Raw genomic sequence first — 14,731 nt, 5'->3', positions numbered from 1 at the left:
GCCGCCATTCTACCCCTTGACCGCCACTTGTGCAGAACGGAACCACCAGCCCTGCTGCATCCCCGCCGCCGCCACCAGGATCAACCCCACGCCCAGCCACTGCAGCGGCGCCAGCCGATGCCCGAATGCCACCCAGTCCACCAGAATCGCCGCAATCGGGTAGATGAAGGACAGCGCCCCGGTCAGCGCCGTGGGCAGACGCTGGATGGCACTGTAAAGCAGCACATACATGAGGCCGGTGTGCACCATGCCCAGTGCCAACAAGCTGGCCAACGCCGGCATTTCTCCGGGCAACCCGCCAGGCCTGACCCAGGGTGCCAGCATCAGCACACCGGTGGTCACCTGGATCAATGCAATCAGGTGAGGCGGCGTGCCACTCAGGCGCTTGATGATCAGTGCAGCGATTGCGTACAAGAACGCCGCCCCCAGCGCCAGGGCAATTCCCAGCAGATAATCCTCACCGCCACCCTGCCCCGTGCCATGGGCACTGACGATGGCCAACATGCCGAGGAAGGCGACGCTCAGCCAGGTCACCTTGGCCAAGGTAATCTTCTCGCCCAGGAACAGCGCCGCCAGCCCCACCAGCAGAAACGGCTGCACGTTGTACACCGCCGTGCCAATGGCAATCGACGCCCGTGAGTACGAGGCAAACAACAGTAACCAGTTGCCGACAATCGCCACCCCACTGGCAATCGCCAGCAAGAACGCCGTGCGGCTGATCACTCCCGGCCGCAGAAAGCCAAAAACGGCGCAGATCACCAGCAAGGTCACGGCGCCGAACACGCAGCGCCAGAACACCACCTCAAGCACGGGCTGGCCGGACACCAGCACGAACCAGCCGATGGTCCCGGAAATCAGCATGGCAGCAACCATTTCCAGCGAGCCACGGCGCAATGAACTGTCCATCTCACACCTCCCGTTGACGATGGCAACAGTATGCAAAGGATACCGGGGTGCCATCCAGCGGATAACGAAGGCAGATTGTCATACGCGCCTTTACTATCAAGGCAAATAACGCAAATTACCTATTGAGGTGACCATGACTGACGCTATCGACCAACTCCTGATCAATGCCCTGATGGAGGACTCGCGCCGCTCGCTGAAGGCCCTGGCGCAGGTGAGCGGGCTGTCCGCACCCAGCGTCAGCGAGCGCCTGCGCCGGCTGGAGGAGCGCGGCGTGCTGCGCGGCTACACCGTGGAGGTCGACCCGCGCGCGTTTGGCTACCAGTTGCAGGCCATCGTGCGCATCCGCCCGCTGCCGGGGCAGCTGCAGGAGGTGGAGCGGCAGATCATTGCGATACCTGAGTTCACCGAGTGCGACAAGGTTACTGGCGAAGACTGCTTCATTGCCCGGCTGCATGTGCGCTCGATGGAGCAACTGGATACCCTGCTCGATCGCATCAATGTGCTGGCCGAGACCAACACCGCAATCATCAAGAAGAGCCCGGTGAAGCGGCGGTTGCCGCCAATGGATTGAGAGGTACCACAGGAAACCTGACTATTTTTTGTGCACAAAAATGTCACCTTAAGTGCCATTTTTGTGTGCACTTTATCCGGTTACGCCCCAATACGTTACACACTACCCTGCAACTAATTTTGACCATTCGATCAACTAATTATCTTCCTAAAAATTTAAACCTGTTTATTTGGTCAACTTATAATTCCTGAATTTCATGAGCTTATCTTTCGAAGCCCTGGATTCGAAATGACAGCCCTTTAACGCTTGCTCTTTCCTTGGCATGGAACTCGCTTTTGTGTCTTCGTGTTTTGTATACAAACTAAACAAAACATAAATACACAATAACCCGCGACGCCGGTCCAATCCCGGCCGCCGCGCCCAGAACCCTGTGATGCCAAGCTGCACCGACGAGATGGCGAGCCCGTGCGCATGCCCGCTCATCGCAGTCCATGTGCATCAGGAGCCCGCCGGAATGAGTAGCAGCCTCGACCTTGCCCCTGAACTATCCGTCGCCAGCACCCACCCTGCTTCCACACTTGACGGCAGCCAGCCAGCGTTGGCCCTGAGCCCGCGCCTGCATAACCGCGACCTTGCACCTACCCGTATCGAAGGCCGCCGCTGGGGTGGATACAGCATCTTCGCGTTGTGGACAAACGATGTGCACAATATCGCCAATTATTCGTTCGCCATGGGCTTGTTCGCCCTTGGCCTGGGTGGCTGGCAAATCCTGCTGTCGCTGGCGATTGGCGCGGCGCTGGTGTACTTCTTCATGAACCTGTCCGGCTACATGGGGCAGAAAACCGGCGTTCCCTTCCCGGTCATCAGCCGCATCGCCTTCGGCATCCACGGCGCGCAGATTCCGGCGCTGATCCGCGCCGTCATTGCCATTGCCTGGTTCGGCATCCAGACCTACCTCGCCTCCGTGGTGCTGCGCGTGCTCCTGACCGCCGTGTGGCCGCACATGGCAGCCTACGATCACGACAGCATCCTCGGCCTTTCAAGCCTGGGCTGGGTGTGCTTCGTGTCGATCTGGCTGGTGCAGCTGGTGATCCTGGCGTACGGCATGGAGATGGTGCGCCGCTACGAGGGTTTCGCAGGCCCGGTGATCCTGCTGACCGTCTCGGCCCTGGCGGTATTCATGTACTTCCAGGCCGACACGCGCATCGCCTGGTCGGTGGCCGAGCCGCTGACTGGCTACGAGATGTGGCGCAACATCTTTGCCGGCGGTGCGCTGTGGTTGGCGATTTACGGCACCCTGGTGCTGAACTTCTGTGACTTCGCCCGCTCCTCGCCGTGCCGCAAGACGATTCGCGTGGGCAACTTCTGGGGCCTGCCGGTGAACATCCTGGTATTTGCCATCATCACCGTGGTGCTGAGCGGCGCACAGTTCCAGATCAACGGCCAGATCATCGACAGCCCGACGCAGATCGTCGCGGCCATCCCGAGCACATCCTTCCTGGTACTTGGCTGCCTGGCCTTCCTGATCGTCACCGTGGCGGTGAACATCATGGCCAACTTCGTCGCCCCGGCCTTCGTGCTCAGCAACCTGGCGCCGCGTCACCTCAACTTCCGCCGCGCCGGGTTGATCAGTGCCACCGTGGCAGTGCTGATCCTGCCGTGGAACCTGTACAACAGCCCATTGGTGATCGTGTACTTCCTGTCGGGCCTGGGCGCCCTGCTCGGCCCGCTGTACGGGGTGATCATGTCCGACTACTGGTTGCTGCGCAAAGGCTGCATCAACGTGCCGCAGCTCTACAGCGAAGACCCGGCCGGTGCCTACCACTACACCAAGGGCATCAACCTGCGCGCCGTGGCAGCCTTCATGCCGGCCGCACTGCTGGCCATTGTCCTGGCGCTGGTACCCCACTTCCAGCATGTGGCGCCGTTCTCCTGGCTGATCGGGGCCGGCATCGCCGCCGCCCTGTACCTGCTGATCGCACCTCGCAACCGCCACTACCACGACGTCAGCGGCGAGTGCATCGCTGTCGACCACAGCAGCCATTGATCAAGGAAGCCTACCCATGCGTATTCTGATTGCCAACGTCAACACCACCGAAGCCATCACCGAGGCCATTGCCGAACAGGCGCGCAGTGTCGCCACCCCCGGCACCGAGATCATTGGCCTCACCCCCTGGTTTGGCGCCGAGTCGGTAGAAGGCAATTTCGAGAGCTACCTGGCTGCCATCGCCGTGATGGACCGGGTGCTGGCCTATGAAGGCCCCTACGACGCCGTGATCCAGGCCGGCTATGGCGAACACGGCCGTGAAGGCTTGCAGGAGCTGCTGAACGTACCGGTAGTGGACATTACCGATGCAGCCGCCAGCACGGCGATGTACCTGGGCCATGCTTACTCGGTGGTGACCACCCTGGACCGCACCGTACCGCTGATAGAGGACCGTTTGAAGCTCTCCGGGCTGTACGACCGCTGCGCCTCGGTAAGGGCCAGCGGGCTGGCCGTGCTGGAACTGGAAGAAGACCCGCAGCGTGCAGTGGAAGCCATCGTGGAGCAGGCCGAGCGAGCCGTGCGTGATGACAAGGCCGAGGTGATCTGCCTGGGTTGCGGCGGCATGGCCGGGCTGGACGAGCAGATCCGCCAACGCACCGGCGTGCCGGTGGTGGATGGGGTGAGCGCGGCGGTGACCATTGCCGAGTCGCTGGTGCGCATGGGCTTGAGTACCTCCAAGGTGCGCACCTATGCCACGCCACGGGCGAAGAAAGTGGTGGGTTGGCCGATGCGGTTCGGGCGCTGAGTCTTTAGCTGCCTTTAACGGCCTCTTCGCGGGTAAACCCGCGAAGAGGCCGGTACAGGTCAGCTCATCATTCGGGCTAACGCTGCACTATAATCTCAGGTCGGGCAGCTGTGCGCACCGTCATTCAGGCCCTGGCGTACGTTACGGCTGAGCAGGCTGGCCTTGCCGTCGTGCCAGGTCAGGGTCAGTACATAGAGGGTATCGAAGTCATCGCCGTTCCAGTCATCGGTAATCACCCGCTCTTCACCCAGCGCCTTGCCGGCCACGGTATTGATCAACTCCGGGAGGTAACCATGCGACCAGGCGGTGTAGATGGTTGCATTGCGGTACTTGTCGCTCAGCAGCTCGTCAGCCAGTTCGTCGGTGTCGTTGGCGCCATAGTCGATGTTCACCGGCAGGCCCAGACGGATGGCGCTGGGGGTAATGGTCATCAACGGGCGGATGTAGCTGTAGCTTTCGTCCTTGCTGCCTTCCTCGACATGCCGCGAAGGGTTGGCAGCGAACACGTAATCGGCCTTGCCAAAGCGCTCGGGCAGCACAGTGGCCAGGTCCAGCGCACGGTTCAGGCCTTGGCAGTTCAACTGGCCCAGCCCCTCGCCCGGCTTCTCGGCATGGCGCAGGAACACCAGGGTCTGGGTGCCATCCACCGCTTGCGCACGGCTTTCGACAGCCTCCAACGCCAGCGGTACGGCGACAGCTGTAAGCTCCAGGCTCAGCAGCAAGTGACGGCGACGGCGGAAGAATGTTGGCAACTTCATCAAGGCAGGCTCGTGTGGCAAAGAAAATCGGATCAACCCGCCACATCGCCTCATCAGCTGCTGGGCGCCCTTGTAGTGAATGCCATCCTTGGCAACGAGTGAGGGTCAGAGTGCCCTGAACCCGTTTGGTTCCTCCCTGGAGGTAGATGCCGTTCCCTAGGCAAGGCCTAGGTTAGGGGATGGGTGTTGCGCAATTGTGTAAGCGGCAAGAACCTGAGGTTGCAATGCAGCAGTTCAATCATCCCGCGTCAGCACTTCCAGCAATTCGATCTCGAAGGTCAGGTCCGAATTCGGCGGGATCGCCCCCACGCTGCGCTCGCCATAGCCCAGGTGTGCTGGAACCTGCAGCTTGCGCTTGCCACCCACACGCATGCCCATCAGGCCTTGATCCCAGCCTTTGATCACCCGGCCGGTGCCGATCACGCACTGGAACGGCTTACCGCGTGACCAGGACGAATCGAACTCGCTGCCGTCGGCCAGCCAGCCGGTGTACTGGGTGGTGATCAGGGCGCCTTTGACGGCGGCTTTGCCATCACCCTCCACCAGGTCGATGATCTGCAGTTCTTGGCTCATGGGCACGCTCCAACGCGGGAAAACAAAGCCGCCCTTTTCTCAGGAATGCACCGGTTTTGCAAGTTTGCGCGGTGTTTCATGCCGCCGCTTCAAACCGGGCCGCGCTGAGCAATCAGCTGTTCTGCTCGAACACCTCTTGGCCAGTCAGTTCCTTGGTCTGGTTGGCAAAGCAGTACCAGGCGGGTTTTTCTTCCACGAAAATCTGCAGGTTGAAATCCCACGCCTGGTCACCGTCGAGCAGGCCGACCGGCACGGCATGGAAGTCGTTGGCCTTGAGCCGGTAATACAGGTGCGTGCCGCACTGGCCGCAAAACGCGCGCTGAGCCCAGTCAGACGACTCATACACCGAGGGTGCACGCCCTTCGATCACCGGGGGCCGGCTGCACTCCACAACCAGCAGCGGGCCGCCAGTCCATTTGCGGCACATGCTGCAATGGCAGGCACTGACATGGGTGTTGTCTACAGTGACCTTGAGCGTGGTGGCACCACACAGGCAAGTGCCTTGTTTTTCCAGGGCCATGGCTGGCTCCTTGAACAGGGAAAGAGCCAGCCAGTATAGATGCCTGAACGGGCCTCAGAAGTAGACGGTACCGCGCAGGTACAACGCCGCCCGCCCGCTGATGATTACCCGGCCATTGCCCGGCACTTCGCACTGCAGCTGCCCTTTGCGCGCCCCGCCCTGCTCACAGCTTAGTACCCGCTTGCCCAGACGCTCCGCCCACACCGGTGCCAGCGAGGTGTGCGCCGAACCGGTTACCGGGTCTTCATTCACGCCAACCCGAGGGCCGAACCAGCGGGTGACGAAATCAAAACCACGCCCTGCTGCCGTCACGGCAATACCACGCACGTCGAACGTGTTCAACGCTACGAAGTCCGGCGTCAGGGTGTCGAGGATCAACGCATCGTCGATCACCACCACATAGTCGTCGCTTTGGTACAACGCCTGTGCCTGGTTCAAACCCAGCGCTTGCAGCAACCCTGCCGGAATATCCACCGCAACCGGCTGCTTGGCCGGGAAATCCATCGCTAGCAACCCGTCAGCGCCACGGCTGACGCGCAACTCGCCGCTGCGGGTGTTGAAGCGGAGCACCTGCGCCTGCTCGCCCAGTTGCTCGAACAGCACATAGGCGGACGCCAGGGTGGCGTGGCCGCACAGGTCAACTTCCACGGTCGGGGTGAACCAGCGCAGGTCGTAAGTTTCACCATTGCGCACGAAATAGGCGGTTTCCGACAGGTTGTTCTCTTCGGCGATGCGCTGCAGCACATCGTCCGGCAGCCAGCTTTGCAGCGGAATCACGGCGGCCGGGTTGCCACCGAACGGTTCGGCGGAAAAGGCATCGACCTGGAAGATTTCGAGTTGCATGCACACACTCCTTGTTGCCCGGGTGTTGCCAGGCAGATGGCTGATAGAGATTCACGCGCGAACCGGGGTCAAGACGGGCTCACCTGCAAAGAACGCCTGCAGGTGGGGATTATGCGGAGTGACCATACAGTACAGTCAATTGGTAATTTCGCGGAAAACTGTACTGTATCGATAGATGTAAGACGAGATTACATGACGCCTGGGAGATCGAGCGCCGCGCGCGCGGCGCATCGTGAGCTGCGCTCACTCCTACGCTTGTTTCGGGCCAGTTATGCCTGTGACAGACGCGCGCGACCGCCTTGTTTGTACAACTCGATACTGTGCCATGCGCCAATGCGTTCGCGCGCGAATCTCATAGGACGGACTGGGGACGGACTGGCCCGAAATGAACGTAGGCGCGGGCGGCGCTCGATCTCGAACACCCCAAAAAACTCAAGACAAACCCCAAAAGCCCACTATTGAGCGAACGCCCGCCCCAACCCCCCTGGCACACCACTGCTATCCGTTTCTTGCCACGGACCATTCGGGCTCAACGACCAGCTCCAACCGTTATCAAACCGGTAATACGTACGCTGCCGGTAGAAGGTATTGGGCTGTTTCTCCAACACATATACACCCAGTTTAGGGTCCCAATGGCTCGCCCCACCAGGCGGTGGCGCAAAGCTGGCCGAGGTACGCGGCATCGGTTTGGGAATCGCCGCCGGCTTGCTCGGCTGGGACGATGGCTGCCCGCCCGGCAACGGCTTGACCACCGGCCCCTGTGGCGGCACGCGTTCAATCGGGGGTTCAGGCTGCTCATACGGCTGATGCACCGTACACGCAGACAAACCCAGGGCCAGGGTAATCAGGGTCAGGCGGACGGTGCTGTGCATGGCATTGCTCTCTTACTGGTCGGGGCTGTCGATGGTCAGGCGCTGGGTAGCCTGGGTGGCGCTGGGCAGTGGCGCTCCCTGGCCAATCCATTCGCCGTGGGTAGGCTGGCCAGCGCGCGATACACGTGCAACCAGTTGGACTTCGGCAAATTGCGACAGTTTCATCTGCGGCATCATCGCGTCAGCATCAGACAACTCCACCTCGATCGGCAACTGCGCCACCGTCACCCGCTTGGCCGCCAGCGGCATGGGCGGGCCATTGCTGGCGCGGGCAAAGATGAACACGGTGTCGCCCGGCTTGACCTTGTCTTTCAGCGCCGCCGCCAGCTCCACCCGTACTTTCAGGCGGGCCGCTGCAGGTGCGGGGGGAGCTTCCGCCACAGCCCCCCCCAGGCGCTCGACGGCGCGGTCGATACCGCCCTGCAGGGCGTCACGCGATGCGTCACCTTCCGGCAGCTGCGCCAGCAGGCGCTTCCAGTAGTCGATGGCTTCCTGGTAACGCTCCCCTTCGAAGGCCGCAATGCCGCGCAGGCCCAGGCTGGTCACCTCGTTGGGGTCGGCTTTCAAGGCTTCGTCAGTCAGCACCTGCAACTGCGGGCTCCACTGTTTGTCAGCAGCAAAATACAGGGCCTGAGCCCATTGCCCCAGCAGCTCGGGCTGTCGGCCGGCCAAGGCCACGGCCCGCTCGAAGGTGCGCGCCGCATCAGCCGGGCGTTGCTCGGCCATGTAGGCGCGGCCCAGGAAGTACATGGCCTCGGCCGAATCCGGCTGGGCCTGCACCACGCGCTCCAGACGCGTGGTCATTTCTTCCATCGACTTGGGCGCCTCGGCGAATTCCTGGGTCAGGGCCACCTTGTCGGCCGCACCAAAATGCAGGTACAGCCCAAGCGCCATCAGCGGTACCAGCACAGCCGCCAGCAGCGGCAAGGCCTTGCCCAAGTGGCCCTGGCGCGGTGCCTCGGCGCCTTCGGTATCGGCCAGCAATTCGCGGGCAGCCTCGTCACGGCCCCTGGTCATCTGCGCCTCGTCAAGCACGCCCGCAGCCTGCTGGGCGGCCAGTTCGGCAACACGCTCCTGGTACAGGGCCACGTTCAGGGCGGTGCGGTCTTCTTCCTGCTGACGACGACGGCCACGCAGGACAGGGATCAGCAAAAAGCTGAGGGCAGCGAGCAGCAGCAGGCCCGCGCTAAGCCAGAATTCAATCATGGGTCTGTTCTTTTTCCAGCAGTTTGGCGAGACGCTCGCGTTCTTCGGCAGACAATTCATTGCCGCCCTGCACAGCCGTACCGCGGCGCCGGCGCACGATCACCACCAACACCACGAAACCGCCGGCCAGCAGAATCCCCGGGCCGAACCACAACAGCCAAGTGCGCCCGCTGAGCGCCGGCTTGTAGCGCACGAAGTCGCCATAGCGGTCGACCATGAAGTCGACGATCTGCTGGTTGCTCTTGCCCTCGCCCAACATGCGGAAGATTTCCCGGCGCAGGTCGGCGGCAATCGGCGCGTTGGAGTCGGCGATGTCCTGGTTCTGGCACTTGGGGCAGCGCAGTTCCTTGGTCAGTTGCTGATAGCGCTCGCGCTCGGCCTCGTCGCGGAACTGGTAGGTGTCGATGGCCGCCTTGGCCACGCCGGCCAAGCTCATGCCCAGCACGGCAGCCGCCAGCCAACGCCTCATGGTTTGGCCTCATCGACCAGGCCCTGGTAAAGCGGGGCGAGCTGTTCGCGCCACACCGTGGCATCGACAATGCCCACGTGTTTGTAGCGAATGATGCCCTTGGCGTCGATCAGGAAGGTTTCCGGCGCGCCGTACACGCCCAGGTCCAGGCCCAGGCTGCCCTGCTCGTCGCGGATATCCAGCTGATAAGGGTTGTGGAACTCGGCCAGCCATTTTTGCGCGGCGGCATTGTCGTCCTTGTAGTTGACCCCGAGAATCACCACGCCCTGCTGGGCCAGCTGGTTAAGGTACGGGTGCTCGACCTTGCACGACGGGCACCAGGTGGCCCACACGTTGACCAGCGCCGGGCGGCCCTGCAAGTCGGCCTGGGTCAGGGTGCGGTCGCCCTGGGTCGAGGCCAGCGAAAACACCGGGAACGGTTTGCCGATCATTGCCGAAGGCAGCTCGTCGGGCTTGAGGAACAACCCTTTGTAGAGGAACACCGCCACCAGCAGGAACACTGCCAGGGGGACTACCATGATCCAACGCTTCATGCAGCTGCTCCAGACACGCCCAGGGCATCACGCACCCGGGTCTTGACCTTGACGCGGTAACGCCGGTCGAGGGCCGCCAGCAACCCACCCAGGCCAGTCAGCAGACCGCCCAGCCAGATCCAGCGAACGTAAGGCTTGATATGTACGCGCACGGCCCACGCGCCGTTCTCCAGCGGCTCGCCCAGGGCGACGTACAGGTCGCGGGTAAAGCCTGCATCGATACCGGCTTCGGTCATCATCGACTGCTGCACGGTGTACAGGCGCTTCTCCGGGTGCAGGGTGGTAATTTCACGGCCATCACGGCTGACCACCACGGTACCCTTGTCGGAGATGAAGTTCGGCCCTTCAAAGTGCTTGGCGCCCTGGAACAGGAAGTGGTAACCACCCAGTTCCACGCTTTCGCCCGGGGCCATGCGCAGGTCGCGTTCGGCGCTGTTGTTGCTCGACAGCACCACGCCCAGCGCGCACACCGCCAGGCCCAGGTGCGCCAGCTGCATGCCCCAGTAGCTGCGGCCCAGGCCGGGCAGGCCCTTGAGCAGGCCTTTGTGGCGGGTCTTGTCGAGGATGTCGCGCAGCCCGCCGAGCACTACCCAGGCGGCCAGGGCGAAGGCGGTCAGGGTCGGCCAGTCGAAGTCATCGACGATAAAGCCGGCCACAGGGGCCAGGATGGCGCTGCCAATCAGCACCGGGGTCATCATGCTGGCCAGCCATTTGCCCGGGGTGTCCTTCCAGCGCACCACCACCCCCACGCTCAGCACCACCATCAACAGCGCCATCAGCGGCAGGAACAAGGCATCAAAGTACGGCGGGCCGACCGACAGCTTGGCCCCGGTGAGGGCATCGAGTACCAGCGGGTACAGGGTGCCGAGCAGGATCATCGAAGCAGCCACCACCAGCACCAGATTGTTGGCCAGCAGCAGCGTCTCGCGCGACCACAGGGCGAAGCCGACCTGGCTCTTGACCACTGGGGCACGCAGGGCGAACAGGGTGAGCGAACCACCGACCACGAACAGCAGGAAGATCAGGATGAAAATGCCCCGCGACGGGTCGGCGGCAAAGGCGTGCACCGAGGTCAGCACACCGGAACGCACCAGGAAAGTCCCCAGCAGGCTCAACGAGAACGCGGCAATGGCCAGCAGCACTGTCCAGCTCTTGAACACCCCGCGTTTTTCGGTCACTGCCAGCGAGTGGATCAGCGCCGTTCCTACCAGCCAGGGCATGAACGAGGCGTTCTCCACCGGGTCCCAGAACCACCAGCCCCCCCAGCCCAGCTCATAGTAGGCCCACCACGATCCCAGGGTGATGCCCACGCCAAGGAAGGCCCAGGCAACGATGGTCCACGGCCGCGACCAGCGCGCCCAGGCAGCATCCAGGCGGCCGCCGAGCAAGGCAGCGATGGCGAAGGCGAAGGCCACCGAGAAGCCCACGTAACCCATGTACAGCATCGGCGGGTGAACAATCAGGCCAAAGTCCTGCAGCAGCGGGTTGAGGTCGCGACCATCGGTCGGCACCTGCGGCAGCAGGCGCTGGAACGGGTTGGAGGTGATGATCAGGAAGCTCAGGAAGCCCACGCTGATCATGCCCATCACCGCCAGCACGCGGGCCAGCATCACCTGCGGCAACTGGCGCGAGAACACCGACACGGCAAAGGTCCAGCCGCCCAGGATCAGCGCCCAGAGCAGCAACGACCCTTCGTGGGCGCCCCACACAGCGCTGAACTTGTAGTACCAGGGCAAGGCGCTGTTGGAGTTGCTGGCGACGTAGGCAACCGAGAAATTGTCGGTCATGAAGGCATGAGTGAGGCACGCGAAGGCAAACGCCAGGAACGCGAACTGCCCCCATGCCGCCGGCCGCGCCAGGCTCATCCACAGGCTGTCGCCACGCCAGGCGCCGAGCAGCGGCACACTGGCCTGTACGGCGGCGAAGCAGATGGCCAGGATCATCGCCAGCTGGCCCAGTTCGGGGATTACCAGCGCCGCGTTCATGGCTTGGCCTCCGCACCCGTGGCGGCCTGGCCGCTTTCCTTCAGGGCCTTGGTGACCTCGGGCGGCATGTACTTCTCATCGTGCTTGGCCAGCACTTCGTCGGCCACCACCACACCGTCGGCGTTGACCTTGCCCAGGGCGACAATGCCCTGCCCTTCGCGGAACAGGTCAGGCAGGATGCCACGATAGGTGATCGGTACAGACTTGTTGAAGTCGGTGACCACGAAGCGCACATCCAGCGAGTCGGACGAACGCTGCACCGAGCCTTTCTCGACCATGCCGCCTGCGCGGATGCGCGTGTCCAGCGGTGCTTCGCCATTGGCGATCTGGGTGGGGGTGTAGAACAGGTTGATGTTCTGCTGCAGTGCGCTCAAGGCAAAGCCGACGGCAACCCCGACGCCGACCAGCAGGCCGACGATGAGCAACAGGCGTTTCTTGCGCTGCGGATTCACTGGTTGTTCTCCCGGCGCAAACGGCGCGCCTCTTCTTGCAGGTAGCGACGGCGGGCCAGCAGCGGCGCAGCAACGTTCAGCGCCAGCACGGCCAGGCAGATGCCATAGGCCGACCACACGTACAGGCCATGGTGGCCCATGGCAAGAAAGTCACCAAAGGTGGCAAAGCTCATTGTGCGGCCCTCCGCCCCAGGCTGTTCAACACTTCGTCCTTGACCCAACTGGCGCGCGCCTCGCGCTTGAGCACTTCAAGGCGCATGCGCAACAGCAGCACGGCACCGAAGAAGCAGTAGAAACCCAGCGCCGTGCACAGCAACGGCAGCCACATTTCGGCGGGCATCGCCGGTTTTTCGGTAAGGGTGAAGGTGGCGCCCTGGTGCAGGGTGTTCCACCACTCCACCGAGTACTTGATGATCGGGATGTTCACCACACCGACAATCGCCAGCACCGCGCAGGCCTTGGCCGCACTGTCACGATTACTGATCGCCTGGCCCAACGCAATAATGCCGAAGTACAGGAACAGCAGGATAAGCATGGACGTAAGGCGGGCATCCCACACCCACCAGCTGCCCCAGGTCGGCTTGCCCCAGATGGCGCCAGTGACCAGCGCCACGGCGGTCATCCAGGCGCCGATCGGCGCGGCGCATTGCAAGGCGACATCGGCGATTTTCATTTTCCACACCAGCCCCACCACCCCGGCCACCGCCAGCAGCACGTAGCAGGACTGTGCCAGCATTGCCGCCGGCACATGAATGTAGATGATGCGGAAGCTGTTGCCCTGCTGGTAGTCCTGTGGGGCGAAGGCCAGGCCCCAGGTGATGCCGACCAGCAGCAGGAGCACGGCAGCACCGGCCAGCCATGGCAGCATGCGGCCGCTGATGGCATAGAACCATTTGGGGGAGCCCAGCTTGTGGAACCACGTCCAGCTTATTTTCATCAGGGTACATCCAGGGTATTGGCCGGGCTTGAAAGCCCGGGACTCGTTATTCGCCAACGCTGATTTTCAGGCCGGCCGCTATCGCAAAGGGTGCCAGGGTCACGGCCAGGGCCGTGAGGCTGGCAAGCCAGAGCAGGTGGCCGGTTGCCGGCATATTTTGCAACGCCGCTTGCAACGCACCACTGCCCAGGATCAATACAGGGATATACAACGGCAGAATCAGCAACGCCAGTAACAAACCACCGCGCTTGAGGCCAACCGTCAGCGCCGCGCCCACCGCACCCAGCAGGCTCAGTACCGGCGTACCCAGCAGCAGCGAGCCAATCAGCACCGGCAGACAATGGCTCGGCAGCCCCAGCATCAGCGCCAGCAGCGGCGCCAACAATACCAGCGCCAGCCCTGAAAAGATCCAGTGCGCCAGCACCTTGGCCAGCACCAGCAGCGCCAGCGGGTACGGCGACAGCACCCACTGTTCCAGCGAGCCGTCCTCGAAATCGCTACGGAACAGGCCGTCCAGCGACAACAGCACCGCCAGCAATGCCGCCACCCAGACCAGCCCAGGCGACAAGGTTTGCAACAATTGGCTTTCCGGGCCGACCGCCAACGGGAACAACGCCACAACGATGGCGAAGAATACCAGCGGGTTGGCCAGCTCGGCCGGACGGCGGAACAGCAGGCGCGCTTCGCGGCGCAACAACAAGACGAATACGCTCATGCCGCCCATTGCCCCAGGTTCAGTTCACGGTAACCGGAGGGCTTGCGTTCCAGCGTGTGGTGAGTGGTCAACACCACCGTACCACCCTGTTCGCAATGGGTCGCCAGGTGTGCTTCCAGCTGTGCCACGCCCTGCTTGTCCAGCGCCGTGAACGGCTCGTCAAGAATCCACAGCGGCGGGCAGGCCATGTGCAACCGGGCCAAGGCCACGCGCCGCTGCTGGCCGGCTGACAGGGTATGGCAGGGTACGTCCTCGAAACCCCGCAGGCCGACGGCCTCCAGCGCTGCCCAGATCGCCTCGCGGCTGGCCGGCTGGTGCAAGGCGCACAGCCAGGTAAGGTTTTCTTCAGCGGTGAGCAGGTCCTTGATGCCAGCGGCGTGGCCGATCCACAACAGGATGCTGGCCAGGGCATGGCGCTGCTCAGCCAGTGGCTTACCGCCCAGCAGGATCTGCCCGGCAGTCGGCTGCATCAGCCCGGCCAGCAGACGCAGCAGGCTGGTCTTGCCGCTGCCGTTCGGGCCGCTGATCTGCAGCATGTCGCCGGCACCCAACTCGAAATCGAGCTGCTCGAATAACAGGCGCCAGTCGCGCTCGCAGGCCAGGCCTGCGGCTTGGAGGTGAAGGGTCACGGTTTCGCCTTATCTTTGTAGGGCTTCAGG

Annotated in this window: 18 protein-coding genes; 3 read left to right on the top strand and 15 right to left on the bottom strand. The window is 62.9% G+C overall.

The genetic code is table 11. The annotated features are described in order from the left end of the window. Positions 1-9: 9 nt before the first annotated feature. A complete protein-coding gene (locus tag APH36_RS17480; RefSeq protein ID WP_060499624.1) occupies positions 10-906 on the bottom strand; it encodes a DMT family transporter in 897 nt (298 codons plus the stop codon). 133 nt (positions 907-1,039) lie between these two features. Between APH36_RS17480 and APH36_RS17475 the strand changes: the two genes are divergently transcribed. From APH36_RS17475 to APH36_RS17460, 3 genes are all read left to right on the top strand, one after another. Next, on the top strand, positions 1,040-1,477 hold the full coding sequence (locus APH36_RS17475; RefSeq protein WP_043197208.1) for an Lrp/AsnC family transcriptional regulator: 438 nt from the start codon (positions 1,040-1,042) through the stop codon (positions 1,475-1,477). A gap of 454 nt (positions 1,478-1,931) precedes the next feature. Further along, the gene (locus APH36_RS17465; protein ID WP_060499622.1) at positions 1,932-3,464 is read left to right on the top strand and encodes an NCS1 family nucleobase:cation symporter-1; all 1,533 of its coding nucleotides are present in this window, start codon (positions 1,932-1,934) and stop codon (positions 3,462-3,464) included. Between the two features lie 16 nt (positions 3,465-3,480). Then, positions 3,481-4,209: an aspartate/glutamate racemase family protein gene (locus APH36_RS17460; RefSeq protein ID WP_060499621.1), complete on the top strand. Its 729-nt coding sequence runs from the start codon at positions 3,481-3,483 to the stop codon at positions 4,207-4,209. A 95-nt stretch (positions 4,210-4,304) separates the two neighbouring features. Here the strand turns inward: APH36_RS17460 and APH36_RS17455 are convergent, their stop codons facing one another. The 14 genes from APH36_RS17455 to ccmA form a co-directional block, all read right to left on the bottom strand. Continuing rightward, positions 4,305-4,967, bottom strand: coding sequence for a hypothetical protein (locus APH36_RS17455; protein WP_060499620.1), 663 nt, complete (start codon positions 4,965-4,967; stop codon positions 4,305-4,307). A gap of 234 nt (positions 4,968-5,201) precedes the next feature. After that, on the bottom strand, positions 5,202-5,540 hold the full coding sequence (locus APH36_RS17450; protein ID WP_019099528.1) for an FKBP-type peptidyl-prolyl cis-trans isomerase: 339 nt from the start codon (positions 5,538-5,540) through the stop codon (positions 5,202-5,204). A 112-nt stretch (positions 5,541-5,652) separates the two neighbouring features. Continuing rightward, entirely contained in the window at positions 5,653-6,060 is a 408-nt protein-coding gene (locus APH36_RS17445; RefSeq protein ID WP_060499619.1) for a GFA family protein, read from the bottom strand. 54 nt (positions 6,061-6,114) lie between these two features. Continuing rightward, positions 6,115-6,903 carry a PhzF family phenazine biosynthesis protein gene (locus APH36_RS17440; protein ID WP_060499618.1) on the bottom strand — a complete coding sequence of 263 codons (789 nt, stop codon included), beginning with the start codon at positions 6,901-6,903 and terminating at the stop codon, positions 6,115-6,117. Positions 6,904-7,358: 455 nt separating this feature from the next. Next, on the bottom strand, positions 7,359-7,775 hold the full coding sequence (locus APH36_RS17435) for a hypothetical protein (protein ID WP_060499617.1): 417 nt from the start codon (positions 7,773-7,775) through the stop codon (positions 7,359-7,361). Between the two features lie 12 nt (positions 7,776-7,787). Further along, entirely contained in the window at positions 7,788-8,981 is a 1,194-nt protein-coding gene (gene ccmI, locus APH36_RS17430; RefSeq protein WP_060499616.1) for a c-type cytochrome biogenesis protein CcmI, read from the bottom strand. Next, positions 8,974-9,450 (bottom strand): cytochrome c-type biogenesis protein, encoded by a 477-nt coding sequence (locus APH36_RS17425; protein WP_060499615.1) that lies wholly within the window; start codon positions 9,448-9,450, stop codon positions 8,974-8,976. The genes ccmI and APH36_RS17425 overlap by 8 nt, the downstream gene beginning before the upstream one ends. Continuing rightward, the gene (locus APH36_RS17420; protein WP_060499614.1) at positions 9,447-9,983 is read right to left on the bottom strand and encodes a DsbE family thiol:disulfide interchange protein; all 537 of its coding nucleotides are present in this window, start codon (positions 9,981-9,983) and stop codon (positions 9,447-9,449) included. The genes APH36_RS17425 and APH36_RS17420 overlap by 4 nt, the downstream gene beginning before the upstream one ends. Further along, positions 9,980-11,968 (bottom strand): heme lyase CcmF/NrfE family subunit, encoded by a 1,989-nt coding sequence (locus APH36_RS17415; protein WP_019096398.1) that lies wholly within the window; start codon positions 11,966-11,968, stop codon positions 9,980-9,982. Before APH36_RS17415 ends, APH36_RS17420 begins: the two co-directional genes overlap by 4 nt. Further along, entirely contained in the window at positions 11,965-12,420 is a 456-nt protein-coding gene (ccmE, locus tag APH36_RS17410) for a cytochrome c maturation protein CcmE (protein WP_060499613.1), read from the bottom strand. The genes APH36_RS17415 and ccmE overlap by 4 nt, the downstream gene beginning before the upstream one ends. After that, positions 12,417-12,593: a heme exporter protein CcmD gene (gene ccmD, locus APH36_RS17405; RefSeq protein WP_012273475.1), complete on the bottom strand. Its 177-nt coding sequence runs from the start codon at positions 12,591-12,593 to the stop codon at positions 12,417-12,419. Before ccmD ends, ccmE begins: the two co-directional genes overlap by 4 nt. Continuing rightward, on the bottom strand, positions 12,590-13,357 hold the full coding sequence (locus APH36_RS17400; RefSeq protein WP_016711759.1) for a heme ABC transporter permease: 768 nt from the start codon (positions 13,355-13,357) through the stop codon (positions 12,590-12,592). Before APH36_RS17400 ends, ccmD begins: the two co-directional genes overlap by 4 nt. Before the next feature lie 46 nt (positions 13,358-13,403). Beyond that, complete coding sequence (gene ccmB / locus APH36_RS17395; protein WP_374754800.1) at positions 13,404-14,081, bottom strand: heme exporter protein CcmB; 678 nt, start codon at positions 14,079-14,081, stop codon at positions 13,404-13,406. Next, positions 14,069-14,701: a cytochrome c biogenesis heme-transporting ATPase CcmA gene (gene ccmA, locus APH36_RS17390; RefSeq protein WP_060499612.1), complete on the bottom strand. Its 633-nt coding sequence runs from the start codon at positions 14,699-14,701 to the stop codon at positions 14,069-14,071. Before ccmA ends, ccmB begins: the two co-directional genes overlap by 13 nt. Between the last annotated feature and the right edge of the window lie 30 nt (positions 14,702-14,731).

Origin of the sequence: Pseudomonas sp. NBRC 111133, assembly GCF_001320605.1 — a bacterium.
Classification (GTDB): domain Bacteria; phylum Pseudomonadota; class Gammaproteobacteria; order Pseudomonadales; family Pseudomonadaceae; genus Aquipseudomonas; species Aquipseudomonas monteilii.
Note: the sequence above shows the minus strand (reverse complement) of the source record. Positions and strands in the feature narration are given on the sequence as shown.